The sequence below is a fragment of the Pseudomonas sp. NPDC089395 genome (genome assembly GCF_044749525.1).
Classification (GTDB): domain Bacteria; phylum Pseudomonadota; class Gammaproteobacteria; order Pseudomonadales; family Pseudomonadaceae; genus Aquipseudomonas.
In genome coordinates this window covers 65,045-90,551 of the sequence record NZ_JBIVID010000002.1, presented here as the reverse complement: position 1 = coordinate 90,551, position 25,507 = coordinate 65,045, and the positions used below count along the sequence as shown (strand labels likewise).

Sequence of the window (25,507 nt, the reverse complement as noted above, 5' to 3'; positions counted from 1 at the left end):
GAGAACACCATGAGCCAGTTTCACAGCCTGACCATCAAGCAAGTGCGTCCCGAGACCCGCGACGCGGTATCGATTGCCTTCGACGTGCCGGCGCACCTGCAGGACGCCTTCCGTTTCACCCAGGGCCAGTACCTGGTCATGCGCACCCAATTGGACGACGAAGAAGTCCGCCGCTCCTACTCCATCTGCAGCGCCGTGCAGGATGGCGAGTTGCGCGTGGCGGTAAAGCGCGTGCCGGGCGGACGTTTTTCGGCCTTTGCCAACGAAGTGCTCAAGGCCGGCCAACAACTGGAAGTGATGCCGCCGTCCGGCAGTTTCTTCGTGCCGCTGGACCCGGCGCGCCAGGGTAACTACCTGGGCGTGGCGGCCGGCAGTGGCATCACGCCGATCCTGTCGATCATCGCCACCACCCTGGCCAGTGAGCCGCACAGCCGCTTTACCCTGTTGTACGGCAACCGTTCGAGCTCCGGCGCATTGTTCCGCGACAAGCTCGAAGACCTGAAAAACCGCTACCTCGACCGCCTGAACCTGATCTTCGTGTTCAGCCGCGAGCAGCAGGACGTCGACCTGTACAACGGCCGCATCGACGCCGACAAGTGCGGCCAGCTGTTCTCCCGCTGGATGGACGTGGCCAGCCTCGACGCAGCGTTCATCTGCGGCCCGCAGGCCATGACCGAAACCGTGCGTGACAGCCTGCAGGCCAACGGCCTGGCCAAGGAGCGCATCCACTTCGAACTGTTCGCCGCCGCCGGCAGCGAAGCCCGCCGTGAAGCCCGCGAGGCCGCGCGCCAGGTGGATTCCGCGCTGAGCCACATCACCGTGATCAGCGACGGCCGTGCGCTGAGCTTCGACCTGCCGCGCAATACCCAGAACGTACTGGATGCCGGCAATGCCATCGGCGCCGAGTTGCCCTATTCGTGCAAGGCCGGCGTGTGCTCGACCTGCAAGTGCCGGGTGATCGAAGGCGAGGTGGAGATGGACAGCAACCATGCGCTGGAGGACTACGAAGTGGCGGCCGGGTATGTGCTGTCGTGCCAGACCTACCCGGTGAGCGACAAGGTGGTGCTCGACTTCGATCAGCTCTGACTGTAGGAGCGGCCTTGTGTCGCGAAAGGGTCGCGCAGCGGCCCCAGGATTTGTGCAGCGATGAAGATTTTGGGGCTGCTGCGCAGCCCTTTCGCGACACAAGGCCGCTCCTACAACGATCCCAGCAACACCTGCGTGACCTCAAAAACAATTACAAAACCCAGAGATCGCTTGCCATGACCCCCGAACACATCGAAAGCATCAGCAATCACCCCGACTTCCAGCACCTGGTCCGGCGCAAGCGCCGTCTCAACGGCACCCTGACCCTGGCCATGCTGGTGATCTACTACGGCTTCGTCCTGCTGGTGGCGTTCTCCCCCAGCACCCTCGGCCAATCCCTGAACGGCGGCGTGACCACCGTCGGCATGCTGGTCGGTGTGCTCATGGTGCTGCTGTCGTTCGCCCTCACCGGCATCTACGTGCACCGCGCCAACAACGTGCTCGACCCGCTCAACGACAAGGTCAAGCAGGAGTGCGCGCAATGAACTGGACCGCCATCTCGATGTTCATGGTGTTTGTCTGCTTCACCCTGCTGGTGACCCGCTGGGCCGCCCTGCGTACCCGCTCGGCCAGCGACTTCTACACCGCAGGCGGCGGCCTGACCGGCATGCAGAACGGCCTGGCGATCGCCGGTGACATGATCAGCGCCGCGTCCTTCCTGGGCATTTCCGCGATGATGTTCATGAACGGCTACGACGGCCTGCTGTATGCCCTGGGCGTGCTGGCCGGCTGGCCGATCATCCTGTTCCTGATCGCCGAGCGCCTGCGCAACCTGGGCAAGTACACCTTCGCCGACGTGGTCTCGTACCGCCTGGCGCAAACCCCGGTACGCCTGAGCTCGGCGTTCGGCACCCTGGCCGTGGCGCTGATGTACCTGGTGGCGCAGATGGTCGGCGCCGGCAAGCTGATCGAACTGCTGTTCGGCATCGACTACCTGTACGCAGTGATGCTGGTCGGTGTGCTGATGGTCGCCTACGTCACCTTCGGTGGCATGCTGGCCACCACCTGGGTGCAGATCATCAAGGCGGTCATGCTGCTGTCGGGCACCACCTTCATGGCCTTCATGGTGCTCAAGCACTTCGGCTTCAGCACCGAGGCGATGTTCGCCAGTGCCGTGGCCGTGCATGCCAAGGGCCAGGCGATCATGGCGCCGGGCGGTTTGCTGTCGAACCCGGTGGATGCGATTTCGCTGGGGCTGGGCATGATGTTCGGCACGGCGGGCCTGCCGCATATCCTGATGCGCTTCTTCACCGTCAGCGATGCCAAGGAAGCGCGCAAGAGCGTGTTCTACGCCACCGGCTTCATCGGCTACTTCTACCTGCTGCTGATCGTCATCGGCTTCGGCGCCATCGTCATGGTCGGCACCGAGCCTGCCTACCGCGATGCCGCCGGCGCGATCATCGGCGGCGGCAACATGGTCGCTGTGCACCTGGCACAAGCCGTGGGCGGCAACCTGTTCCTCGGTTTCATTTCCGCCGTGGCGTTCGCCACCATTCTTGCCGTGGTCGCGGGCCTTGCGCTTTCCGGCGCTTCGGCGGTGTCCCACGACCTGTATGCCTGCGTGGTGCGCAAAGGCCAGGCCACGGAACAGCAAGAAATGCGCGTGTCGCGTATCGCCACCCTGGTGATCGGCATGCTGGCGGTGGTGCTGGGCCTGGTGTTCGAGTCGCAGAACATCGCCTTCCTCTCTGGCCTGGTGCTGGCTGTGGCGGCGTCGGTCAACTTCCCGGTGTTGCTGCTCTCGATGTTCTGGAAAGGCCTGACCACCCGTGGCGCGGTCATCGGCAGCATGGCCGGCCTGGTATCGGCAATCGTGCTGGTGGTGCTGGGCCCGGCAGTGTGGGTCAACGTGCTGCACAACCCGCAGGCGCTGTTCCCCTACAGCAACCCTGCACTGTTCTCGATGAGCCTGGCGTTCCTCAGTGCCTGGGCGTTCTCGGTGACGGACAGCTCCGAACGTGCCCGTGAAGAGCGTGGGCGCTACCTGGGCCAGTTCATCCGTTCCATGACCGGAATCGGCGCCGCCGGCGCCAGCAAGCACTGATCGTTGACTATGTCGGGTATAACAACAATGAACCGCATGCACCTGAAATCCGCCGCCTGGCTGGCCACCCTCGCCCTGCCCCTGCCGGCCCTGGCCGACTTCATCGGCGACAGCCACGCGCGGCTGGACCTGCGCAACCACTACATCAACCGCGACTTTCGCCAGGACAATGCGCCCCAGGCCAAGGCAGAAGAATGGGGCCAAGGCTTCACCGCGCGCTTCGAGTCCGGTTTCACCGACGGCCCGGTTGGCGTCGGCCTGGATGCCATGGGCCAGTTGGGCGTGAAGCTCGACTCCAGCCCTGACCGGCGCAACACCGGGCTGCTACCGTTCGGCCCGAACAGCCATGAGCCGGTAGACAACTACAGCGAACTGGGCCTGACCGGCAAGGTACGCGTGTCCAAGAGCACCCTGCGCATGGGCACCCTGCAGCCGATGCTGCCGGTGGTGATGTACAACGACACGCGCCTCTTGTCCTCGACCTTCCAGGGCGGTCAGCTGACCAGCCAGGACATCGGCAACCTGACGCTCAACGCCGGGCGCCTGGACAAGGTCAACCTGCGCGATTCGTCCGGGCGCGATGACATGGGCCTGGGCGCTGCCACCAGCGACCACCTGGATTTTGCCGGCGGCAGCTACGCGATCACCCCGCAGACCAGCGTCAGCTACTACTACGCCAAGCTCGAAGACATCTACCGCCAGCAGTTCGTCGGCCTGGTCGACACCCGCCCGCTGGGTGAAGGCTTGAGCCTGCGCAGCGACCTGCGCTACTTCGACAGCCGCAACGACGGCGCCGAGCGCGCTGGCAACATCGACAACCGCAACTTCAACGCCATGTTCACCCTGGGCGTGAGGGCCCACAAGTTCACCGCCGCTTGGCAACAGATGTCCGGTGACAGCGCCTTCCCGTTCGTCAATGGCGGCGACCCGTTCACCGTCAACCTGGTGACCTTCAACACCTTCACCCGCGCCGGGCTCGACTCCTGGCAGCTGCGCTACGACTACGACTTCGTCGCGCTGGGCATCCCCGGCCTGAGCTTCATGACCCGCTACACCGACGGCCGCCACGCCGAAACCGCCACGGTCAGCAATGGCCGTGAGCGCGAGCGTGACACCGACCTGACCTACGTCATCCAGAGCGGCCCGTTCAAGGACGTGAGCCTGCGCTGGCGCAACGTCACCTTCCGTTCCGGCAATGGCCTGACCAACGCCGTGGACGAAAACCGCCTGATCATCGGCTACACCCTGGCGCTGTGGTAACAGCGCCCCCCCTATTCGAGAATGGAGAACAGCATGTCTGACGCCCCAACCCTGCAGAGCTTCATCGCCGGTCGCTGGATCGGCCAACACGGCGCCCAGGCCCTGCGCAGCGCCCTCGACGGCCACGTCCTGGCCTACAGCCACGAAGAGCGCCCGGATTTTGCCGAAGCCGTGGACTTCGCCCGCGTTCGCGGCCTGGCCGCGCTCATGGCCATGGACTTCCAGCAGCGCGCCGCGCGCCTCAAAGCGCTGGCCCTGTACCTGGCCGAGCGCAAGGAGCAGCTCTACGCGCTGTCCCACCACAGCGGCGCCACCCGTGCCGACAGCTGGATCGACATCGAAGGCGGCAACTCCACCTTGTTCGCCTACGCGGGCATCGGCAGCCGCGAGCTGCCCTCGGGCAACCTGGTGCACGAAGGCCCGGCGATCCCGCTGGGCAAGCAAGGTCATTTCGCCGGTAGCCACATCCTGGTGCCGCGTGCGGGCGTTGCCGTGCACATCAATGCCTTCAACTTCCCGATCTGGGGCATGTTGGAAAAGTTCGCCCCGACCTTCCTGGCCGGCATGCCTTGCATCGTCAAGCCCGCGACCTCCACCAGCTACCTCACCGAAGCCGTGGTGCGCCTGATGAATGCCTCGGGCCTGCTGCCCGAGGGCAGCCTGCAACTGGTGATCGGCAGCACGGGCGACCTGCTCGACCGCCTGCAGGGCCAGGACGTGGTGACCTTCACCGGTTCCGCCGATACCGCCGCCAAGCTGCGCGTCACGCCGAACCTGATCCGCCACTCGGTGCCGTTCACCGCCGAGGCCGATTCGCTCAACTGCGCCATCCTCGGCCCCGATGTCACCCCGGACAGCGAAGAGTTCGAGCTGTACATCAAGGAAGTGGTTCGCGAAATGACCACCAAGGCCGGGCAGAAATGCACCGCCATTCGCCGCGCCATCGTGCCGGCCAAGCACCTGGATGCCGTCGCCACGCGCCTGCGTGAGCGCCTGAGCAAGGTGGTGGTCGGCGATCCGTCGGTGGAAGGCGTGCGTATGGGCGCGCTGGCTTCCCATGATCAGCAGCGTGACGTTGGTGAACGCGTGCAGAGCCTGCTGCAGAGCTGCGATCAGCTGTTCGGCGCCAGCGACGGCTTCAACCCACGTGGCGAAGGGGTTGCCGAAGGTGCGTTCTTCGCCCCCACCTTGCTGCAGGCCCGCGATCCGCATGCCGAGGGCGGTGCCCATGATATCGAGGCGTTCGGCCCGGTCAGTACGCTGATGGCCTATGACGACCTGGACGAAGCCTTGGCCCTGGCCGCGCGCGGCAAAGGCAGCCTGGTCGCCTCGCTGGTAACCGCCGACCGCGCCGTGGCCGCCAAGGCCATCCCGGTCGCCGCCGCCTGGCACGGTCGCCTGCTGGTGCTGGACAGCGAAGCTGCGAAGGAATCCACCGGCCACGGCTCGCCGCTGCCACAGCTCAAGCACGGCGGCCCCGGCCGCGCCGGTGGTGGCGAAGAGCTGGGCGGCCTGCGCGCGGTCAAGCATTACCTGCAGCGTGCCGCCGTACAGGGCTCGCCAAGCATGCTCAGCGCCGTGACCGGTGAGTATGTGCGCGGTGCCGAGGTGATCGAGACCGAAGTGCATCCGTTCCGTCGCTACTTCGACGAGCTGCGCATCGGCGAGTCGCTGCTGACCCACCGCCGTACCGTGACCGAAGCGGACCTGGTCAACTTCGGTTGCCTGTCGGGCGATCACTTCTACATGCACTTCGACGAGATCGCGGCCAAGGAATCGCAATTCGGCAAACGCATCGCCCATGGTTACTTCGTGCTGTCGGCGGCGGCCGGGCTGTTCGTGTCGCCGGGTGCAGGGCCGGTGCTGGCCAACTACGGGCTGGATACCCTGCGGTTCATCAACCCGGTCGGTATCGGCGACACCATCCAGGCGCGCCTGACCTGCAAACGCAAGATCGACCAGGGCAAGACCAGCCCGCTGGGGCAGCCGCAGGGTGTGGTGGCGTGGGATGTGGAGGTGACCAACCAGCTGGGTGAGCTGGTGGCCAGCTATGACATTCTGACCTTGGTGTTGAAGCGGGAGGGTTGAGAGGCAATTCGGTAGAAGTTTACCGCCCTTGAAATCGAGCGCCGCCTTCGCGGCGCTTCCTACCATTGGTCGGGGTCAGTCCCACATAAAGCGATCATCCTCTGCAAGTTATTACTCCAACGTGCATCAACCACCGCGGAGACTGTCATGAACGATCTACTGCAAATGGGCGGCGGCAACGCCCAGGATGACTGGCCCGAACTGGACCCGGAACGCAACGACCGGGCCGACGACCCGGATGCCGACCCCAACGTCGCCGACGATGATCAGGATCAGCCCGGCGTACCGGCCAGCGACCCCGAATCGGGCGCTTGATGGGGCGACTGGGGTTTGTCCCCCGACACCCGCCAACGCACTTCGGTAATTCCGTACCGTTCCGCCATGGGCCTGCTGACCTTCTTGATCTTCTCCCGTCCGAACTTGGGAATGATGCCGATCCCCGCATCGCAGCTCGCCCAATGCCAGGCCTCGGCGTTGTCCAGCCGGTCCAGGCGAATGATGAAGCTGCGCGGCTCAGCGTGCAGTTGGTAGTCGATGATGTACAGCTGGGGATTAGGCATCACGCGGCCCTCCTGTTCTCCATGGATGACACTTCATGGAGTGATGCCGCTTGGTAAAGATTCAAAAAAATTGTCGAACAATCTGAAGCGAGGCCCGCAGGCCCCGCTTATCCGCTGTTCAATGGGGCTGACGCCCGCCGCCGTGGCTGTTCTGCCCACCCTTGCGGCCTGCCTCCGCCGCCCGCTCACGGTCGTTGGCAAAATTGCCGCCAGAAGCCTGGCCGCCCTTGTGGCCTGCGCGAGACGCCCGTTGGCGATCATTGGCGAAGTTGCCGGGGTTGGTTTCCTTGGTGCCACCACGTTGTCCGGTCCGCTCTTGGTCACGAGCCATGTCGTATCTCCTTGCACTGCAATTGGAATGGACGCATGAATCTTTGCCATGCTTCTTTTCCGAGCGATTGAGGTACGCGTCTGCTCAATCGGATTGCCCGCGGCTGACCGGTGGCACGAAACACCGTCAAGGCAAATGCTTGTGTCCCGGCCATCAAGCCTTTACGCATGCACGCTCCACTGGGCAACCTCGGCCTCCATGGGCATTTCATCGATGGCCTGGATCATTCCGCTGTCCAGCGCCTCCTGAGGCCCCAGGATGCGCGGATAGGCCATCAGGTAGCGCGTTGTGTCCAGCACCTCGCTGGCGCCCTCGGTACGTTCGGCGACGATCTGCGCATAGAGCCGCAAGTCATAATCCAGGCTCATCGCATACTCGGCCATGCGCGCATGGTCCACCGACCCGTGCAGCGTCCAGTGGAACGGGTGGAACAGGAACTTGCTGCAGGCACAGGCGGTGCGGTGGTCGCCGGCAAGGAACAGGATATTGCCCATCGACTCGACGGTGCCCAGGTTATGGGTATGCAAGGGCACCGGCAGGCCGCGCAGGAAGTTGTACAGGGTGAAGCCGTAGCTGCACTCCCCGCCCATGGTGGCGATATTCAACTGCACCACGTCAGCGCCCTGTTGAAGGGCCTTGCCACAGGTGTTGATCAGGTTGCCGCAAGTCGATGAATTGATCGGTCCGGTGAAGTGGATGATGTGTCTGGCCATGCTTGCCTCCAAAGGTTGGCGGGTCATTCCAGTGAAACGGACAGACCTTCAGTCGCGTGCGTCTTCGTCGGTCGTTTGCCCATCGTCACTGCGCTCGCCCATCCGTTGATACTGCTTGCGCAGGGCATGCAACTGGGCGGGGTCCATGTCCTCCAGGTCCAGAAGCGCCTTGTGCGCACGGCGGGTGTTGCGCAGCAGTTCGTCGATCTTGATGTGCAGTTCGTCGTTGTCGCGGTTCTGGGTGTTCTGGATCAGGAACACCATCAGGAAGGTGATGATGGTGGTCGAGGTGTTGATCACCAGTTGCCAGGTGTCGTTGAAGTCGAACAGCGGCCCGCTGACGCCCCACACCAGGATCAGCATCAAGGCGACCCCGAAGGACCACGGGCGTCCGGTCCAATTGGCCAGCCATTGCGCGAAACGGTCGAATTTCATTCCAACGCTCCCAAGCAGGCTTTGTCCTTTGGTGGAAACGTCCACCACGGCAAAGTTCCCGCGCCTCGGACTGCCGGCCTTTGATCAGACCACGCTGAACCGTTGCCCCTTCTGGTGGGTCGCAATTCCAGACGCCCTGATACGGAAGTGCCTTGCAATGGAGACAGCCATGAGCGATAGCTGCGCCAGACTGCCCGAGGTGGCCCCGTGAACGAGATCCTGCCGACGCCCGGCAGCAGCATCGACCGGGCCGCTACGGTTCACCGGCTGAATGTGCTGACGATCAATGTGCACAAGGGTTTTACCCCGCTGAACCGCCGTTTCATCCTGCCCGAACTGCGCGAAGCGGTGCGCGCCAGCGGTGCCGACCTGGTGTTCCTCCAGGAAGTACATGGCAGCCATGAGCAGCATGCCCAGCGCCATCCGGCATGGCCGCAGACGCCCCAGTACGAATTTCTGGCCGACAGCATGTGGCCGCAGTTCGCCTATGGGCGCAACGCGGTCTACCCGCACGGCGACCATGGCAATGCCCTCTTGTCGAAATTCCCCATCGTCGAGCACCGCAACCTCGATGTTTCGATCCACGGCAACGAGGAGCGCGGGCTGTTGCACTGTCGCCTGGACGTGCCCGGCCATGACCAGGTGCATGCGGTCTGCGTGCACCTGGGCTTGCGTGAAGCCCACCGGCAAAGCCAGGTAAGGCTGTTGCTCGACCTGCTGGACAGCTTGCCGGCCAGCGCGCCGGTAATCATCGCGGGCGATTTCAACGATTGGCGCCTGAAAGCCGATGCTGTGCTCTCGCAGCGCCTGGTAGAAGCCTTCGGCGAACGTTTCGGCAGCCCGGCGCGCAGCTTCCCGGCGCGTCTGCCACTGCTGCGCCTGGACCGCATCTACCTGCGCAATGCCATGCCGTGCAAGGCCCAGGTGCTGTCCAAATACCCATGGTCGCACCTGTCCGACCATGCCCCGTTGGCTGCGGAGATCAACCTGTGAACAGACCTTGGGTGGAGGGCAACAGCGTCGAGCTGTTGGTCAATGGCGAGGGGTATTACCCCCGCGTGTTCGAGGCCATGGCCCAGGCGCAGGAAGAAATCCTGCTGGAAACCTTCATCATCTACGACGACAAGGTCGGCCAGCAGTTGCAACAGGTATTGATCGAAGCTGCGCAGCGCGGTGTTCGGGTGGAGCTGGCGGCAGATGGCTACGGCACGGCAGACCTGCCGGACGCCTTCCTTGCAGCGATGACCGAAGCGGGCGTGAGCTTTCACGCGTTCGATCCGCAACCGCGCCTGGCCGGCATGCGCACCAACCTGTTCCGCCGCCTGCACCGCAAGATCGTGGTGGTCGACGGCAAGCGCGCATTCATAGGCGGGATCAACTACAGCGCCGATCACCTGGAAGACTTTGGGCCGATGGCCAAGCAGGACTATGCCGTGGAGGTGTGTGGGCCGGTGGTGGCGCAGGTGCATGCATCGAGTCGGCGGCTGATGGCGCCGGTGCTCGACCCACCCAGCGAGGTCCGCCCTGCCCTCGCCAGCGCCGGGCCGGCCAGCGCCGTGCTGGTCGAGCGCGACAATGCGCGGCGCAGTACCGAGATCGAAGCCTGCTACCTGGAGGCCTTTCGCTGCGCACGTCAGCGCATCGTGGTGGCCAATGCGTACTTCTTCCCCGGCTACCGCTTGCTGCGCGAAATGCGCAATGCCGCGCGACGCGGCGTAGAGGTGACGCTGATCCTGCAAGGCCAGCCGGACATGCGCTGGGTTCGCGCCCTGTCGCGGCTGCTGTACAACTACCTGCTGCGCGATGGGGTGCAGATCCACGAGTATTGCCAGCGGCCGCTGCACGGCAAGGTGGCGCTGGTCGACGATCAGTGGTCGACCGTGGGGTCGAGCAACCTCGACCCGCTGAGCCTGTCGTTCAACCTTGAAGCGAACCTGTTGATTCGGGACCGAGCCTTCAACCAGCACCTCTACCAGCACCTTACCGGTTTGGCCAGCGAACAGTGCAAGCGGGTGACCCTGGAACGCATGGTGCGCGGTTACTGGTGGCGAGCGCCGTTGATCTTCATGTGCTTCCACGTTATCCGCCACTTCCCGCGCATTGCCGGCTGGTTCCCCGCGCATCGGCAGCACCTGCGTTCGGTACAGCCCGAAGTGCAGGCCCAGGGCGACCTACACGAGGGCAAGACCTGATGACCGACAAACCCTGGCAGACCTGGGGCAAGCGCGTGCTGACCGTGCTGTTCATCGTGCTGATCCCGGTGCTGCTGTATACCCTGGCGCGCAACCTGGACTGGAACGAAGTGCGCCAGTCGCTTCTTGCGTACAAACCGAGCACCTTGGTCGTCGGGCTGGGTCTGGCGTTGTGCAGCTACCTGACCTTTGCCAGTTACGACCTGCTGGCACGGGCCTATACCGGGCATCAGCTGCCGGCGCGTCAGGTATTGCCAGTGGCCTTCGTCTGCTATGCGTTCAACCTGAACTTCACCACCTGGGTCGGTGGCGTGGCATTGCGCTACCGGCTGTACGGCCGGCTGGGACTGGACACGGCGACCATCACCCGGATCCTTACCCTGGGCCTGTTGACCAACTGGATGGGCTACATGCTGCTGGCTGGCACGGTGTTCGCCCTGCGCCTGGTCAAGTTGCCGGAAAGCTGGGCGCTTGGCGTGACCGGGTTGCAGGTGGTCGGCTTCGTTCTGTTGGCGGTAGCCATGGGTTACCTGCTGGCCTGTGCATTCGCCACACGGCGTACCTGGCACATCCGCGAGCACGAGATCACCCTGCCCTCGCTGCGCCTGGCGCTGAGCCAGGTGGCGCTGGGGGCCAGCAACTGGGCGCTGATGGCAGCCCTGATCTACTGGTTGTTGCCGGGTGATCTGTTCTATCCGTCGATTCTCGGCATCCTGCTGATCAGTTGCGTGGCTGGCGTGGTGGCGCACATTCCCGCCGGCCTTGGAGTGCTGGAGGCCGTATTTCTGGCCCTGCTGCATGGTCAGCTGGGCCAAGGCAGCCTGGTGGCGGCGCTGTTGGGGTATCGCACCCTGTACTACCTGATCCCGTTGCTGCTGGCGGTGATTACCTACTTGGTTCTGGAGAAACGCGCCCGGACCATGCGCCAACGCGGTAAAGCGACGTTACGCAAGACCTGAACACGGGCCACGCGCCCGGGAGGTGGCACATGCGTTTATCCCTGTTGATGGTGATGCTGGGCAGCCTGGCCAGCGGCGAGGTGCTGGCCGAGGCGTGTGATGTGGTCACCCGCTCCTCCAGCGAGGCGGTCAAGCCTGTCGAGGGGCATACCTGCTATAGCTTCGGCAATATGCCGGCAGAGGCGATCAACTGGTCCTGCAGCAACGAGAGCAAGGAAATGCTCAGCACCGAGAAGCACAAGGTGGCCCGCTGCGCCGATGGCAGTGTCGGCAGCTGCATCGCGCCGCTGACACAGGAAGCCTTGGCCAATCCGAAGGCGGCTGGCGGCGATGGGCCCTCGACCCGGCCCGCATTGCCCAAGGATGCGCGGGTGATCACCTACTACTACGACACACCCAGCCTGGGCCAGGCCCGCAGCGATTGCGAGCGCAACAATGGCATTTGGCAGACGCACTGACCGTCTTTTCCACGCGGTCCCTGTGGGAGCATTTAGATATGGAGCAAGACAGTTGCTCCCACAGGTTTCAAGGTGAGATCGGGTCGCTGGCCGGAAAGGTCTCATCCAGTGCATTGTCCACCGTGCTCTCTCGGGGCCGCGTCGCCTGGGCGCACTTGCAGTCACCCATCCTGCACGGTTCACCGTTGCGGTGCCCGGACGCACACGCCTCGCAGCAGTACGCCTTGCCGTTCTGCATCAGGGCGTTGCCGTCTACCGTGCAGGAACAATGAGGACACGCACAGCGTTGCTCGTTCATGGTCATTTCCTCGGTTTTTCATCAACGACATCGTCCGTCCATGGCTCGCCGTCCAAGGGGTCTGAACGGGCCAGCTCGGCTTCGTCCAGGCCAATGCCACCGCCAATCTCGTGCTCGTCGACACTGCGCAGCATCTGGTCGGCCGGGCCTTCGTCGGTACCGGGTTCATCGTCGTCGCGCGCCCCGCTTTCGTCCAGCAGGGTGTCCGGGCTCATGTCGTCCCAGGTGACGTTATCTTCGTGCAGGCTGTCGCTCAGCGTCTCGCCACCGGTCATGCCACTTTCGGCCACCCGCCGCGGGGGGAATTCCTGGTCCACTTCGCGTGCCGGGCGTTCATCTCCCACGCGGCCCTGGTGCTCGTCGTCGCGCTCGTTGAAATCCAGTTCGTGGACATTGCCCATGCGGTCTTCGGTGTCATCGATTTCGCGAGGGGTATAGGGCTTGGGGTTATCGGGTCGGGACATGTCAGCTCTCCGTCATCCAGGTATTTCAGCTCGTTACAAGCGTTTGACTACCCCTGGAGGGCAATGATTCAGAGTTTTTCCGGTGGTGAATTTTTGAACTCGCCGGCGCCCTGCTCCCTCCCATTTCTAGAGACCTGCATATCGTCCCGGAGCCCGTCATGGCCAAGCCCCTGCAGGAGTACCAGCGCAAGCGCGATTTCAACGCCACACCCGAGCCCAGCGGCAAGCGCGGGCGTGCCAAGGCCCATGCCCTGCAGTTCTGTATCCAGAAACACGACGCCAGTCACCTGCACTACGACTTTCGCCTGGAGCTCGATGGCACGCTGAAAAGCTGGGCCATCCCCAAAGGCCCGTCCCTGGACCCTAAAGTGCGGCGCCTGGCCGTGCATGTGGAGGACCACCCGCTCGACTACGCCAGTTTCGAGGGCAATATCCCCGAGGGCCACTACGGCGCCGGCGACGTGATCGTCTGGGACCGTGGCATCTGGGAGCCCGAAGGCAACGCCCGGCAAGCCTATGCCAAGGGCAAACTGCGGTTTCGCCTGCAGGGCGAGAAGCTCAACGGCGTATGGAACCTGTTTCGCACCCACCTGGCGGGCAAGAAAGAGCAATGGATGCTGGTCAAGTCCAACGACGGCGAGGCCCGCAGCGAGTCGGACTACAGCATCGTCGATGCCCAACCCGACAGCGTGCTGAGCGACCGTACGTTGGTGCCTCGCCGTCCTGCCAAGGCCGCTCAGGCGCCTGCCAGGCGCAAACGGTCGGCCACGGGCAAGAAAGCGGCCTTGCCCGCCCAGTTGCAACCGCAGCTGGCTACCCTGGTCGACTCACCGCCCAGCGGCGACTGGCGTTACGAGGTCAAGTTCGACGGCTACCGGGTGCTGGCCCGTATCGAAGGCGACGATGTTCGCCTGTTCACCCGCAACGGCCATGACTGGAGCAGCAAGATGCCCAGGCAGGTCGAAGCGCTGCGCGCGCTGGGCATCGATTCGGCCTGGCTCGATGGTGAGATGGTGGTCAAGGGCGAGCATGGCGTGTCTGATTTTCAGGCCCTGCAGAACGCCTTCGACACCGACAATGACGAGCAGATCGTCTACTACCTGTTCGACCTGCCCTACCTCGGTGGCCATGACCTGCGCCAGCTGCCTCTGGAGGACCGTCGCTCGGCCCTGGCCAAGCTGCTGGAGGACGAGCAGTCCGAGGTGCTGGAATACTCCGCCGATTTCGACCAGCCGGTCGAATCCCTGCTCGACAGCGCCTGCCGCCTGCAGCTCGAAGGCTTGATCGGCAAGCGCCTGGGCAGCCCGTACCTGGGCAAGCGCAGTGCCGACTGGATCAAGCTCAAGTGCAAGCAGCGCCAGGAGTTCGTGATCGTCGGCTACACCGATCCCAAGGGCAGCCGCACGGCCTTCGGTGCACTGCTGCTGGCCCTACACGACAACGACAGCGGCGAGCTGCGCTACGCCGGCAAGGTCGGCAGCGGTTTCAGCGCCGCCACCTTGGGCACGATCCATGCCCGGCTCAAGCCCCTGGAAGTTGCCAAGCCCGCCCTGGCCAACCCGCCGACCGGCGTCGAAGCCCGCGGCGTGCACTGGCTCAAGCCGCAACTGCTGGCAGAAGTCGCCTACGCCCAGATGACCCGCGACGGCTCGGTACGCCACGCGGTGTTCCACGGCCTGCGCAATGACAAGCCTGCCACCGCCATCGACCTGGAGCGCGCGATGCCCGGCAAGAAGATCCCCCGCCATCAGCCCCACGATGAGCCGCTGGGCGCCTTGCGCCTGACCCACCCTGACCGGGTGATCGATGCCACCTCCGGCGCCACCAAGCGCGACGTGGCCGAGTACTACGCCCAGGTCATGCCTTGGCTCCTTCCCCAGCTCAAGGACCGCCCGGTGGCCTTGGTGCGCGCCCCGGAGGGCCTGACGGGCGAGCTGTTCTTCCAGAAAAATGCCGGCCAGCTGCATCTGCCCAACGTGCTCAGCTACGACAAAGCCGAAGCTGGCCAGGCGGCGATGGTCATCAATCGCCCCGACACCCTGCTTGGCGCGGTCCAGATGAACATGCTCGAACTGCACACCTGGAATGCCACCAACAAGGCCTTCGACAAACCCGACCGCTTCGTGCTCGACCTCGACCCGGACCCGGCACTGCCATGGAAAGCCATGCTCGACGCCACCCAGCTGACCTTGACGCTGCTCGACGAGCTGGGCCTGAAGGTGTTTCTCAAGACCAGTGGCGGCAAGGGCATGCACCTCGTAGTACCGCTGACCCGGCGGGCCGGCTGGGATGAGGTCAAGGACTTCAGCCACGCCATCGTCGACTACCTGGCCAAGCTGTTCCCCGACCGCCTCAGCGCCGTGTCGGGACCGAAGAACCGGGTCGGGCGGATCTTCATCGACTACCTGCGCAACGGCCAGGGCGCCACCACCGCCTGTGCCTATTCCCTGCGCGCCCGCGAAGGACTGCCGGTGTCGGTGCCGATCTGGCGCGCGGAGCTGGCTCAACTCAAGGGCGCCAACCAATGGCATATCGGCAATCTGCATGAGCGCCTGGCTGACCTCGACGACCCCTGGGCCGACCTGGCCAAGACCCGCCAATCGATCACCGCGCGCATGCGCAAACAGATGGGGATGGCATGAGCATCATCCAGGATTTCGACTTGAACACCCTCGACAGCCTGTTGCGCACGTTCAGCGAACGTCCGCAGGCACTCAACCTCGACACCAAGCTGGCCGAGCTGATGCAGGCGCTGCTGGCTGACCACCTCGACCTGCTGCCACTGCCCGGCCAGGGCCATACCCTGCAGCGCTGGCAGAGCCTGGCGCGGGTAGCCGGCTGTGACCTGGCACTGGCGAAACTGTACGAGGGGCATACCGACGCCCTGGCGATCCTGGCCGAATGTGGCGCTGCGCACCGGGTGGGTGATGCCGTATGGGGGGTGTGGGCCGCCGAACCACCCGATGCCCGCGCACGAATCGTCGCCCGGGACGGCGACCAGGTGCGCCTGGCCGGGCGCAAGGCCTGGTGCTCCGGCGCCCTGCAGATCGACCGCGCGCTGATCACCGCCTGGGCCGAGGACGACCAGCCACAGCTGGTGGCCATCGAACTGGCCCATACCCGCCAGCGCCTGCAGGTCGAACACTGGCAGGCGGTCGGGATGGCCACCACCACCAGCGTCGAGGTCGAGTTCGACGACGCGCCCGGCATCGCGGTCGGCCAGCCAGGCCAGTACTTGACGCGCCCGGGCTTCTGGCATGGCGGTGCGGGCATTGCCGCCTGCTGGTACGGCGCCGCCGAGGCCCTGGCCGATTACTTGCGCGAGCATTGCCGCAAACCCCACCCTGACCCCCATGCCCAGGCGCATCTGGGCGCTGTCGACGCTGCCCTTTGTGGCGCCCGGGCAGCGTTGCGTGCGTGCGCCGGCTGGATCGACCGCCAACCGGGCGCCGACGCCAGCTTCGAGGTACGCCGCGTGCGTGCCCAGGTCGAACAGTCGGTCGAACAGGTCATCCACCATGTGGGCCGCGCGCTGGGCGCAACGCCATTCTGCCGCAGCAGCCACTTCGCCCGGCTCAGCGCCGACTTGCCGGTGTTCCTGCGCCAGAGCCACGCCGAACGCGACCTGGCCACCCTTGGACAGCAGCTGGCCCAGGTGCCGGCAGGAGCCTGGCAGCTATGAGCGAGAATCTTATTCAGGCCAGCAACGGCACGCCCTGGGCCGCCTGGCAACAGTCGGCGCACCTGGCCCGTGCCGGTTGGCTCACCCCAGATCAGCTGTGCCCGCCGGGCCGGCGCCTGGTATTGCTGGCCCCACACCCGGATGACGAGATCCTCATGGCCGGCGGTCTGCTGGCGGGCATGCACGGTCGCGAGCAGGACCTGCTGCTGGTTTCCGCCACCGACGGCGAAGGCAGCCACCCGGACTCGTCGACCTGGACCGAGCACCGCTTGCGCCGCCAGCGGCCGTTGGAAAGCCGGCATGCCTTGCAACAGCTGGACCTGGACCTCAACCTGCTGGATTGGCGGCGCTTGCACCTCAAGGATGGCGCCTTGCCCCGCGACGAAGCATTCCTGGTCAATCACCTGAACCAGTTGCTCAGGCCCGAAGACCTGCTGATGACCACCTGGCGTGGCGACGGCCACTGCGACCACGAGACGCTCGGCCGCGCGGCGGCACAAGCCGCCCAGGCGCGCAAAGTGCAACTGGTCGAAGTGCCGGTGTGGGCCTGGCACTGGGCGCAGCCCGACGATCCACGGCTGCCCTGGTCACGGGCGCACCGCATCGCCCTCGACGAATCCCGCCTGGCCCGCAAGCGGCAGGCCCTGGCCGCGCACCATAGCCAGCTGGAGCCGGATCAGGAGCGACCTGCGGTGCTGCCGCCCGACCTGCAGGAGTGCCTGCTGCAACCGTTTGAACTGGTCTTTCTCTAGGGAATTGGTCATGAGCCTCGATGCGCACTATTTCGCCGACCTGTACGCCCACGACGAGGACCCCTGGGCGTTCCGCACGCGCTGGTACGAGCGGCGCAAGCGCGATCTCCTCGTGGCCAGCCTTCCACGCCAGTACTACCAGCGCGTTTTCGAACCGGCGTGCGCCAACGGCGAGCTGAGCGCCGCGCTGGCCGAGCGTTGTGCCGAACTGCTGTGCCAGGACCTTGACCCGACCGCCGTGCGGCTGGCGCGAGAGCGCCTGGCCGCCATGCCCAACGCCACGGTCGTCAAGGGCCGGCTGCCCGTCGACTGGCCGGGTGGGCGTTTTGACCTGATCGTGCTCAGCGAACTCGGCTATTACCTGGACCCGACCGACTGGTTGCAGGTCATCGAGCAGACGGTGGGCAGCCTGACCTGCAACGGCGGTGTATTGGCCTGCCACTGGCTGCATCCGATCGCGGGCTGCCCGCAGGATGGCCGTCAAGTACACCATCTGCTGGCCAGGCACCTGCCGTTGTATCCGGTTTGCCGACACGAGGAAGCGGACTTCGTGCTGGAGTACTGGTCGTGTCAGCCCAGCGTGGTCGACCTGCAAGAGACCTGCCCATGATCGCCGTGGTGATTCCGGCGCATAACGAAGCCCGGCGTCTGGGGCGTTGCCTCAAAGCCATGGCTGCGGCAGTGGCGGTGGCCGAGCAGGCAGGCCAGCGGGTCGAAGTGCTGGTGGTCCTGGACCGTTGCGTCGATGGCAGTGCCGCCGTGGCACGGCAGCATGGTGTGCATACCCTGGCGGTGGAAGCTGGCTGCGTCGGCATGGCGCGGCGACTCGGGGCGGCGCTGATGCTCGAGCGCGGTGCCTGCTGGCTGGCCTGTACCGATGCCGATAGTCAGGTCCCGCCACACTGGCTGTTGTCACAGCTGGGCTGCACCGCCGAAGTGGTCTGCGGCACGGTGCATATCGCGCATTGGCAACCCTGGCAACGCGCCGCACTGCGCAAGCGCTACCTCAGTGGCTATCAGGCCTGCGAGGGACACCGGCATATCCACGGGGCCAATCTGGGCGTCTGTGCGCGGGCTTATGAACGCGTCGGGGGGTTCCGCCCGCTGGCAGCCCATGAGGACGTGCAACTGGTGCATGACCTGGAGGCCAGCGGCGCGCAGATCGTGTGGACGGCCAAGCATAGCGTGGCCACCAGCAGCCGCCGCGATAGCCGGGCGCGGGACGGGTTTGGCGATTATCTGGCGCGTCTGGACTCGACGTTGCAGTAGCACTGCCCGAGTCAGGAGGCCTTGCGCGGGCGCTTGGCCGGTTTCTTCTCTGCCGGTGCCTTCTCTGCCAATGCCTTCTTGCCACCCTTGCCGCCGAGGCTGCGCTTGAGCAGTTCGGTCAGGTCGATGATATCGGCGCCCTTCTCTGCCACCGCTTCGCCCTTGTCCACCACGCTGATCTTGCCCTTGCTGGCCTTTTCCTCGACCAGGTCCATGATGGTATGGCGGAAGGCGTCATGATATTCGTCCGGCGCCCACGTCCCGCTCATGTCCTCGACCAGGCGCTTGGCCATGTCCAGCTCACGCTTGTCGACCTTGGTTTCGGTCACGCTCTTGTCCAGCTCCAGCGACTCCACCCCACGTACCTCACCGGGCCAGCGCAGGGTGATCATCACCAGCGCATCCTCCAGCGGGCGCAGCAGCGCCAGGTGCTGACGGGTGTGCAGCACCACCGTGGCCAGGGCCACCTTGCCGGTGCTTTCCAGGGTTTCGCGCAACAGCGCATAGACCTTGCCGCCGCGACGGTCGGGGCTGAGGTAGTAAGGCGTATCGAAGTGCTGCAACGGGATCTCGCTGGCCGCGACGAAGGAGAAAATGTCGATGGTTTGCGTCGCTTCGGGCCGAGCGCTGCGGATTTCTTCCTCGCTGATCACCACGTAGCGGCCCTTCTCGAACTCGACGCCCTTGACGATGTTGTCCTTGTCGATGTCCTTGCCGGTGACCTTGTTGATCCGCTTGTAGCCCACTGGCTCCATGCTGCGCTTGTCGAGCCAGTCGAAGTCGACCCGTTCGGTGCGCACGGCGGTGTTGAGCGAGACCGGGATATGCACCAGGCCGAAACTGATCGCCCCTTTCCAGATTGCCCTGGCCATGGTGAGCCTCCTAAGGTTGCAGCGGTTGGCTGGAGCGCATCGCGCCGCAGCGCTCGCACTGTTGGCAGACCAGGCCATTGGCCTCAGCGCTCACCAGGGTACGCCAGTGGCAGCCACGCAGCAGGCAGACAAGGGTCATCAGCCACCTCCTTGGCCCGAAAAGGTCGGGCGCTTACTTGAAGTGACTGCGCGGCGCCGTGAAGGTTTACTCCAATTGCGCCGTGGCCCCTCAGCCTTCGCTGCTGAACAACACGCGCTTGAAGGCCTGCGCCGCCAGGTGGACTTGCACCGACCAGTCGTCCGCTGCGTCACTGCCGGCGTCATCGGAGATGTATTTCAGGCACACGAAGGGGATACCTTCCGTGCGGGCGATCAGGGCCAGCACATAGGCTTCCATGTCGACGATGTCGTAAGGCGACTCGCCGTGGTTGACCTCGAAGCTGTCGCCGCTGCCGCAGGTCCCCAGTGGCAGGCCGGGAACCGCCTCGCCATGCTCCAGCAGCACCGGGATGTCCGACAGCGGCGTCTCGTAGCGGGCGAAGCCCAGTGGGGTCACGTCCATGTCGCGCTGCACGAAGCGCGTGCAGCACACGACTTCGCCTTTGCCGTAGCGCTGGCTGCCGGCCGAGCCGAGGTTGACGATGAGCTTGGGGCGGTGCTGCTGCACCGCTTTGGTCAGGGCGATGGCGGCATTGACCTTGCCGATGCCCGTGAACACCGTGTTGACGTCGGCGAACACGCTACCGGCTTCGGCCTCAAGGGCGAAGACGAACAGAGTGTCGGCGAGGGAAATGTGGGGGAATTGCTTGATGAGCAGCATGGCGCGGGCGGTTCCGAATGGCTTGCGAGGGCGCAGCCATTGTCGGCAAACCTTGCCCGAATGCAAGTGTTCGGCAAACCCTTGCGCCCTGCAGTGCCAGGTCGCCCCGGCACTGCGCAGGCTTCAATTACGAGCGGCCGCCCTTGTGGCCCGACTCGCGGTCCTTGTTCATATCGGCATCCTTACGGCCCGATTCGCGGTCCTGGCTCATGCCGCCGCCGGAGGACTGCCCGCCCTTACGTCCGGCGTCGGAAGCTTTTTGCCGGTCATTGGCGAAGTTGCCTGGGTTCTTGGTGCCACCCTGGCCGCCCTGGCTGCCGGTACGGCTGTTCTCTTTGTTAGCCATGGTCTGAAACCTCATGTGACTTCGGAAATGCACGGCAGAACGCCGTACATAGGTTCGGAGTTCGGCGATAGCGAGGGATTCGTTTTATCGCCAAGCGTTCGGACCGGTGGCGTTAAATAAACGGGTGTTACTTATTTGGTGTGCAGGGTTGTCAGTCGCTGCTGTCCAGTTGCCGCTGGCGCCTGCCCAGCCAGCCCCCGGTCAGGCCCCAGCCCACGGCGATCAGTGCGCCGATCAGCATGGCCATCTGCGGGTGCTCGGCGAACACGTCCAGCGCCCGCTTGACCCAGCCACTCAAGGCGTCACCGCCCCGATAGACCACGGTATCGATGAAGTTCTTGGCCTTGTACTTGTCCTCGGCCGGCAACACCGTAAAGAGCATTTCTCGCCCCGGCCTTACCAGCGCGTACTCGCCTGCCCGGCGAACCACCATGACCACCACGAAAACCGCAAATACCGGGGCCAGCGCCAACCACAGGAAACCTGCCGCCATCACCAGCGGCACGGCCACCAGCAGCACGCCGACGCCCATGCGCCTGGCCAGGCGCCCGGTAATGAACACCTGGGTGAGGATCGCCAGTGCCTGGACCACACTGTCGATCAGGCCGAATACCTGGGTCTGGCGGGTGCGGTCGGTGAACGTCTCGCTGACGATGCGGGCCTGCTCGAAATACAGGAACGTACTGACGCTGGCCAGCAGCACGACGAACAAGGCGATGCCCAACAGATACGGCGAGCGCAGCACGGCTGTTGCACCGGCAAAGGGATTGCCGCCCAAAGGCCGCGAAGCGGGCTGTTCACTCGCCGCAGGCAAGGGGTGGCGGTCGCGCCAGCGCTGCAGGTACTCGGCCGCGACCATGCTGCCGAGCAGAAACAGGCCCGCCAGCATGACCAGGCCCGCATGGCCCAACGGCGCGACCAGCAGCGCGCCAAGCACCGGCCCGCTCAGCCCGCCCAAGCTCGCCCCCGCCGCCAGCAGGCCGAACAGGCGCTTGCCCTGCTCGCTGGCGAACAGGTCGGTCAGCACGCTCCAGGCCAGCGAAATGGTCAGCAGGTTGAACACCGACAGCCAGATATAGAAGGCCCGCGCCTGCGCTACGTCGTCCGGCTGACGGGCGAACATCACGGCGAACAGCAGCAAATTGCTGGCGAAGAACCCGTAGGTCCAGTGCAGGATATGCCGACGCCGCACCTTCGAGGCCAGCCAGCCGAACAGCGGCAGGCACGCCAGGGTGGCGATGAAGGTGCCGGTGAACAGCCACTGCAGGTTGTCGACACCCCCGGCCACACCCATGGTCTCGCGCACCGGGCGCAGCATGAAGTAGCCGGTGAACAGCAGGTAGAACAGCGCAAGCCCCGCGACAACGGCCGGCCCCTCGCCAGGCCGGATGTTCAGCCCCTGCTCCAGCTGTTTGCGCCAGCGGGCCATGGCCTTAGCCGAACTGCTGGATCAGCGCCTGTTGCTGCGCCTGGCTGAGCAAGGGTTCATGCCCAGCCTTGAGCTGATCGAGCTGGCGCTCAGGGCGGCCGGTCGCGGGGATTACCGTAGTCACCGCCGGGTGGCTGATGGCGAACTTGAGAAACAACTGCGCCCAACTGCCGATGCCGGCTTGCGCCGCCCAGGCGGGCAGCGGCTGATCCTTCACCCGGCCGAACAGGCGGCCATCGTCGAACGCCCGGTTGATCAAGACCGCAACGCCCTTGTCCTGACACAAGGGCAGCAGTTCGCGCGCGGCTTGCGGGGCGTTGACCGAGTAGTTGATCTGGATGAAGTCCAGCGGCTCACGGCGCACGATGCTGGCGACCTCATCGTGACCACTGTTCAGGTAATGGGTGATGCCGACGTAGCGGGTCTTGCCCTGCTGCTTGAGTTCACGGGCATAGGGCAGTTGCGTCTGCCAGTCCCGCAGGTTGTGGATCTGCAGCAGGTCGACCTTGTCGGTGCGCAGGCTTTTCAAGCTGCCCGCCCATTGCGCCTCGGCGTCGGCTCGGCTGTCGGCGGCGATCTTGGTGGCGATGAAGCATTGCCGGTGCCAGCCGCCCTCCTCCAGCAACTGGCCGAGCACACTGTCGGCGCCGCCATAGTTCGGCGAAGTGTCGATGACTTTGCCGCCGCCGTCGAAAAACGCCTTGAGCACTGCCTTGAGCTGTTGGAACTGAGCCGAATCGGGCGCTACCTCGAAACTGCCGGAGGTGCCGGCGCCAATCACCGGCAAGGCCTCGCCAGTGGACGGGACCTTGCGGGTCAGCAACCCGGGGGAGGTAGCGGCGTGCAACCAGGGGCTGGCGGCCAGCAAGCCCAAAGCCGCACTGGCACGTAGGACATCGCGACGACCATACATGGCAAAGCTCCCGTCATATGTCGGAAACTTTCAAGGCTAGCCGCTCCCGCCTGCATTGGCCGGTGATTCTGTGTCGGGATGTTTAGGGCTCAAGCCTGCAGCAGCAGGCTCAGGTCCAGGCCGGCTTCGGCCATGGGCGGGCACCAGTAGTAACCACCGGTCAGCGGCCGGCTGAAGCGGTACAGGCCGTCGATGATGCCGTCTTCCAGGCCGCTCATGCGCCGCAGCTGCACTTCGAAGGCCTCCAGGCTGTGGCCCAGGGCAACGAACGCAAGGCCGGCGCCGCGGCTGTCGGCCCAGGCCACCGAACGGCGGACCATGAACGCCTCGGGCGCGAAGCTTTCCTGGGCAGTGCGCTTGACGTGGGCCGAGTCCGGGGCGTCATCGAGCTCTTCGTTGTCGGCCAGGCGTCGACCGATGATGTTGTCCTGGTCGGCCTGGGGCAGTGACTTGAAGTATTCCAGGTCGTGCTTCCACAGCTGGAAAGCGGCGAAGCTGGAGCCCGCCAGACCTGGCTGATCGCCGGCAACGATGGCGGCCGCCACGGCCTCCTCGTCGACCGGGTTTTCGGTACCGTCCTCGTAACCGGTCAGGTCATGGCCACCACGGTGCAGGAAACCGTCAACGCTGTCGGCCAGCCGCAGGGCCGGGGCCAGTGCAGCTTCCAGGGCTTGGGCCTGCAACAGCAAGTCGCCGCGTTCGTCGCCACGCAGCCACAGCCACAGGGCGTGTTGGGTGCTCGGGTTCTCCACCACCGCATCCAGCTGCGGAAACGCACGCAGGCCGGGCACTTCACGGCCGAGCGCCTTCACCAGCGGCGCGCCGATACCGACAATCAGACGCTGGCCATCCACCTGTGGCAGCAGCGCATCCAGCACCGCAGGCAGGGCTTCGGGCGACTGCAACGTGAAGAACAGATGGCGGGCCTGGGCCGGCACCGGGGTGGCAAGCAGACCTTGCTGGAACGGCATGACGGGCTAATCCTTTCGCTAAAAGCGGGAATGCTACTGCGCCAGCATCGCTACCGCAACGCAGCCAATGCCGCAGGGGCGGCGGCGTGGCTTGCGGCAAGCAGGGCTTGCGGATAGGATGGTTAGCATTGAAAGCGGTAATCATGATTGCCGCGAGGAGGAGCAATGGCCCAAGCAGCAGACATCTTCAGTATTGGCCACCCCGCGGTGGGCAATGTCCGGGAGTTACTGACACGCCTGGAGAAAGCCAAGGGGCGAACCCAGTCGAAGACCGGCATCGTCATCGAAGTGAACGCCGACAGCGCCAAGCAGCTGGATGTCTACGTCAGTGCGCTGGAAATGCTCGGGCAGTACTTCTCCGCACGCGTGGCGGGGGCACCCGAAGAGGCCGTCAAACTGATCGTGCAGGCCTTGGTTCCAGCCAAACCTGTGACCTCGACGCAGCTCAAGCAAGCGCAAATGCTGGCGAAAGCCAAGACCGCCGTGCTGCAGAGCGGTGATTGGGTCAGCGCGGGAGAAATCGCCAGTCTGGCTAACTTCAGCGCCGCCAACCCCAGCTCGCAACCAAGCAAATGGAAGCGTGACAAGCGCCTCTTCGCCCTCCGCCACGAAGGCGTCGACTACTTCCCGCTCTATGGGCTCGATGAAACCGCCAGCTATCGTCCGCTGCCGGTGCTCAAGGAACTGATCACGGTGCTCGAACCGATGAAAGATGGCTGGGAAATGGCCTACTGGTTCATGTCCGTGAACAGCTGGCTTGGCGCCAAGCGCCCGCAGGACCTGCTGCGCAGTGCACCAGAGCGCGTCGTAGCGGCTGCCAAGCAAGAGGTTGCCGGTATTACCCATGGCTAAACCACCGAGGTTGCCGGCTCCAGGTGAGGCATTGAACCTCTCGTTCATTACCCTGGCGGCTGGCACCCTCCTCCATCGCATCCACAATAATCGCTTCGGCGCTGTGCAATACAACCCGACCGGCGTGGGCGATGCCCGCTTCAGCCCGATCAAGGATGCGGACGGTCAAGTCATCCCTACCCTGTATGCCGGTACCACGCTCCACTGCGCGGCCATGGAAACGGTGTTCCACGACATACCCTATGCCCCGGGTTTCAAAGCCGTGCAGCAGCGCCGCTACGCCGGCAACCTTCATTCCCAGGTGGTGCTGGGCGCAGACCTGCAACTGGTCGACCTGTCCAGCAAGGCCCTGCGCCTGCTGGGAGTGCCGCGTTCACAACTGATCGACACCGAGGCAGAACGCTATCCCTACACTCGGCAATGGGCCGAAGCCATCCACGCCTTTGCCCCGCAAGCGCAGGGACTTCGCTGGGTGTCGCGGCAGGACGACGAGGCCGTTGCGCTCGTCCTGTTCGGCGACCGGGTGGCCGGCACTGTTCTACAGGCCCACGCGGCCAGCCGAGACTTGTTGAGCGACCCAGCCACTTTCGCCGACCTGCTTGATTTGGCTGAGCGCATCGGGGTTCTGCTGCTGCCTGATGCGGACTGAAGCGCCGTGCGCCGCTCAGTAACAAAAAGTTACCTAGCGATGGCGCTATGCAATTAGCGATCGC

General features: G+C 64.8%; 30 protein-coding genes. 17 read left to right on the top strand and 13 right to left on the bottom strand.

Annotated elements, in window-relative coordinates; all coding sequences use genetic code 11:
- Positions 1-9: 9 nt before the first annotated feature.
- The 6 genes from paaE (at position 10) to ACIPZG_RS05390 (ending at position 6,793) form a co-directional block, all read left to right on the top strand.
- Positions 10-1,086: a 1,2-phenylacetyl-CoA epoxidase subunit PaaE gene (paaE, locus tag ACIPZG_RS05415; RefSeq protein ID WP_400711120.1), complete on the top strand. Its 1,077-nt coding sequence runs from the start codon at positions 10-12 to the stop codon at positions 1,084-1,086.
- 176 nt (positions 1,087-1,262) lie between these two features.
- Positions 1,263-1,571, top strand: a complete 309-nt coding sequence (locus tag ACIPZG_RS05410) for a DUF485 domain-containing protein (RefSeq protein ID WP_400639567.1) — start codon at positions 1,263-1,265, stop codon at positions 1,569-1,571.
- Positions 1,568-3,130 carry a cation acetate symporter gene (locus ACIPZG_RS05405; protein ID WP_400711117.1) on the top strand — a complete coding sequence of 521 codons (1,563 nt, stop codon included), beginning with the start codon at positions 1,568-1,570 and terminating at the stop codon, positions 3,128-3,130. The genes ACIPZG_RS05410 and ACIPZG_RS05405 overlap by 4 nt, the downstream gene beginning before the upstream one ends.
- Before the next feature lie 27 nt (positions 3,131-3,157).
- Complete coding sequence (locus ACIPZG_RS05400; protein WP_400711114.1) at positions 3,158-4,390, top strand: OprD family porin; 1,233 nt, start codon at positions 3,158-3,160, stop codon at positions 4,388-4,390.
- Positions 4,391-4,423: 33 nt separating this feature from the next.
- Positions 4,424-6,478: a phenylacetic acid degradation bifunctional protein PaaZ gene (gene paaZ, locus ACIPZG_RS05395; protein WP_400711111.1), complete on the top strand. Its 2,055-nt coding sequence runs from the start codon at positions 4,424-4,426 to the stop codon at positions 6,476-6,478.
- A 147-nt stretch (positions 6,479-6,625) separates the two neighbouring features.
- A complete protein-coding gene (locus ACIPZG_RS05390) occupies positions 6,626-6,793 on the top strand; it encodes a hypothetical protein (protein ID WP_400711108.1) in 168 nt (55 codons plus the stop codon).
- Here ACIPZG_RS05390 and ACIPZG_RS05385 read toward each other — a convergent pair.
- From ACIPZG_RS05385 to ACIPZG_RS05370, 4 genes are all read right to left on the bottom strand, one after another.
- Entirely contained in the window at positions 6,751-7,038 is a 288-nt protein-coding gene (locus tag ACIPZG_RS05385) for a DUF6555 family protein (protein ID WP_400711105.1), read from the bottom strand. The genes ACIPZG_RS05390 and ACIPZG_RS05385 overlap by 43 nt on opposite strands.
- 118 nt (positions 7,039-7,156) lie before the next feature.
- Positions 7,157-7,369 (bottom strand): general stress protein, encoded by a 213-nt coding sequence (locus ACIPZG_RS05380; RefSeq protein WP_400711102.1) that lies wholly within the window; start codon positions 7,367-7,369, stop codon positions 7,157-7,159.
- A gap of 161 nt (positions 7,370-7,530) precedes the next feature.
- Positions 7,531-8,082 (bottom strand): ATP-dependent Clp protease proteolytic subunit, encoded by a 552-nt coding sequence (locus tag ACIPZG_RS05375; RefSeq protein WP_400711099.1) that lies wholly within the window; start codon positions 8,080-8,082, stop codon positions 7,531-7,533.
- Positions 8,083-8,130: 48 nt separating this feature from the next.
- The gene (locus ACIPZG_RS05370) at positions 8,131-8,517 is read right to left on the bottom strand and encodes a low affinity iron permease family protein (RefSeq protein ID WP_400711096.1); all 387 of its coding nucleotides are present in this window, start codon (positions 8,515-8,517) and stop codon (positions 8,131-8,133) included.
- A 207-nt stretch (positions 8,518-8,724) separates the two neighbouring features.
- Between ACIPZG_RS05370 and ACIPZG_RS05365 the strand changes: the two genes are divergently transcribed.
- From ACIPZG_RS05365 to ACIPZG_RS05350, 4 genes are read left to right on the top strand one after another with little or no spacing between them, the layout of a single operon-like run.
- Complete coding sequence (locus tag ACIPZG_RS05365) at positions 8,725-9,510, top strand: endonuclease/exonuclease/phosphatase family protein (protein ID WP_400711093.1); 786 nt, start codon at positions 8,725-8,727, stop codon at positions 9,508-9,510.
- Positions 9,507-10,709 (top strand): cardiolipin synthase ClsB, encoded by a 1,203-nt coding sequence (clsB, locus tag ACIPZG_RS05360; protein ID WP_400711090.1) that lies wholly within the window; start codon positions 9,507-9,509, stop codon positions 10,707-10,709. The genes ACIPZG_RS05365 and clsB overlap by 4 nt, the downstream gene beginning before the upstream one ends.
- Complete coding sequence (locus tag ACIPZG_RS05355; protein WP_400711087.1) at positions 10,709-11,668, top strand: lysylphosphatidylglycerol synthase domain-containing protein; 960 nt, start codon at positions 10,709-10,711, stop codon at positions 11,666-11,668. The genes clsB and ACIPZG_RS05355 overlap by 1 nt, the downstream gene beginning before the upstream one ends.
- Before the next feature lie 29 nt (positions 11,669-11,697).
- On the top strand, positions 11,698-12,126 hold the full coding sequence (locus ACIPZG_RS05350; protein ID WP_400711084.1) for a hypothetical protein: 429 nt from the start codon (positions 11,698-11,700) through the stop codon (positions 12,124-12,126).
- 67 nt (positions 12,127-12,193) lie between these two features.
- On the opposite strand, the gene ACIPZG_RS05345 is transcribed toward ACIPZG_RS05350, so the two are convergent.
- Together ACIPZG_RS05345 and ACIPZG_RS05340 are read right to left on the bottom strand one after the other, a co-directional pair.
- Entirely contained in the window at positions 12,194-12,424 is a 231-nt protein-coding gene (locus ACIPZG_RS05345; RefSeq protein WP_400711081.1) for a metallothionein, read from the bottom strand.
- 2 nt (positions 12,425-12,426) lie between these two features.
- Positions 12,427-12,888, bottom strand: coding sequence for a phosphotransferase system, HPr-related protein (locus ACIPZG_RS05340; protein WP_400711078.1), 462 nt, complete (start codon positions 12,886-12,888; stop codon positions 12,427-12,429).
- A 158-nt stretch (positions 12,889-13,046) separates the two neighbouring features.
- Between ACIPZG_RS05340 and ligD the strand changes: the two genes are divergently transcribed.
- The 5 genes from ligD to ACIPZG_RS05315 are packed head-to-tail and all read left to right on the top strand — an operon-like array spanning position 13,047 to position 18,591.
- On the top strand, positions 13,047-15,530 hold the full coding sequence (gene ligD / locus ACIPZG_RS05335) for a DNA ligase D (protein WP_400711075.1): 2,484 nt from the start codon (positions 13,047-13,049) through the stop codon (positions 15,528-15,530).
- A complete protein-coding gene (locus tag ACIPZG_RS05330; RefSeq protein WP_400711072.1) occupies positions 15,527-16,570 on the top strand; it encodes an acyl-CoA dehydrogenase in 1,044 nt (347 codons plus the stop codon). The genes ligD and ACIPZG_RS05330 overlap by 4 nt, the downstream gene beginning before the upstream one ends.
- The gene (locus ACIPZG_RS05325) at positions 16,567-17,322 is read left to right on the top strand and encodes a PIG-L deacetylase family protein (protein WP_400711069.1); all 756 of its coding nucleotides are present in this window, start codon (positions 16,567-16,569) and stop codon (positions 17,320-17,322) included. Before ACIPZG_RS05330 ends, ACIPZG_RS05325 begins: the two co-directional genes overlap by 4 nt.
- 10 nt (positions 17,323-17,332) lie before the next feature.
- Complete coding sequence (locus tag ACIPZG_RS05320) at positions 17,333-17,932, top strand: class I SAM-dependent methyltransferase (RefSeq protein ID WP_400711066.1); 600 nt, start codon at positions 17,333-17,335, stop codon at positions 17,930-17,932.
- A complete protein-coding gene (locus tag ACIPZG_RS05315; RefSeq protein ID WP_400711063.1) occupies positions 17,929-18,591 on the top strand; it encodes a glycosyltransferase in 663 nt (220 codons plus the stop codon). The genes ACIPZG_RS05320 and ACIPZG_RS05315 overlap by 4 nt, the downstream gene beginning before the upstream one ends.
- Before the next feature lie 11 nt (positions 18,592-18,602).
- On the opposite strand, the gene ACIPZG_RS05310 is transcribed toward ACIPZG_RS05315, so the two are convergent.
- The 7 genes from ACIPZG_RS05310 to ACIPZG_RS05280 form a co-directional block, all read right to left on the bottom strand.
- Complete coding sequence (locus ACIPZG_RS05310; RefSeq protein WP_400711060.1) at positions 18,603-19,463, bottom strand: Ku protein; 861 nt, start codon at positions 19,461-19,463, stop codon at positions 18,603-18,605.
- 10 nt (positions 19,464-19,473) lie between these two features.
- Positions 19,474-19,602, bottom strand: coding sequence for a PSPA7_2676 family Cys-rich small protein (locus ACIPZG_RS05305; RefSeq protein WP_008090012.1), 129 nt, complete (start codon positions 19,600-19,602; stop codon positions 19,474-19,476).
- Between the two features lie 90 nt (positions 19,603-19,692).
- Positions 19,693-20,283, bottom strand: coding sequence for a nucleosidase (locus tag ACIPZG_RS05300; RefSeq protein ID WP_400711057.1), 591 nt, complete (start codon positions 20,281-20,283; stop codon positions 19,693-19,695).
- Positions 20,284-20,410: 127 nt separating this feature from the next.
- The gene (locus tag ACIPZG_RS05295; RefSeq protein WP_008090016.1) at positions 20,411-20,629 is read right to left on the bottom strand and encodes a KGG domain-containing protein; all 219 of its coding nucleotides are present in this window, start codon (positions 20,627-20,629) and stop codon (positions 20,411-20,413) included.
- Between the two features lie 151 nt (positions 20,630-20,780).
- Positions 20,781-22,058 carry an NTP/NDP exchange transporter gene (locus ACIPZG_RS05290; RefSeq protein ID WP_400711054.1) on the bottom strand — a complete coding sequence of 426 codons (1,278 nt, stop codon included), beginning with the start codon at positions 22,056-22,058 and terminating at the stop codon, positions 20,781-20,783.
- Positions 22,059-22,062: 4 nt separating this feature from the next.
- Positions 22,063-22,971 (bottom strand): aldo/keto reductase, encoded by a 909-nt coding sequence (locus ACIPZG_RS05285; protein ID WP_400639591.1) that lies wholly within the window; start codon positions 22,969-22,971, stop codon positions 22,063-22,065.
- Between the two features lie 89 nt (positions 22,972-23,060).
- A complete protein-coding gene (locus ACIPZG_RS05280; protein ID WP_400711051.1) occupies positions 23,061-23,942 on the bottom strand; it encodes a Dyp-type peroxidase in 882 nt (293 codons plus the stop codon).
- A gap of 165 nt (positions 23,943-24,107) precedes the next feature.
- Here ACIPZG_RS05280 and ACIPZG_RS05275 point away from each other — a divergent pair, with 165 nt between their 5' ends.
- Complete coding sequence (locus tag ACIPZG_RS05275) at positions 24,108-24,794, top strand: hypothetical protein (RefSeq protein WP_400711048.1); 687 nt, start codon at positions 24,108-24,110, stop codon at positions 24,792-24,794.
- On the top strand, positions 24,787-25,443 hold the full coding sequence (locus ACIPZG_RS05270; RefSeq protein ID WP_400711045.1) for an RES family NAD+ phosphorylase: 657 nt from the start codon (positions 24,787-24,789) through the stop codon (positions 25,441-25,443). The genes ACIPZG_RS05275 and ACIPZG_RS05270 overlap by 8 nt, the downstream gene beginning before the upstream one ends.
- Positions 25,444-25,507 lie beyond the last annotated feature (64 nt).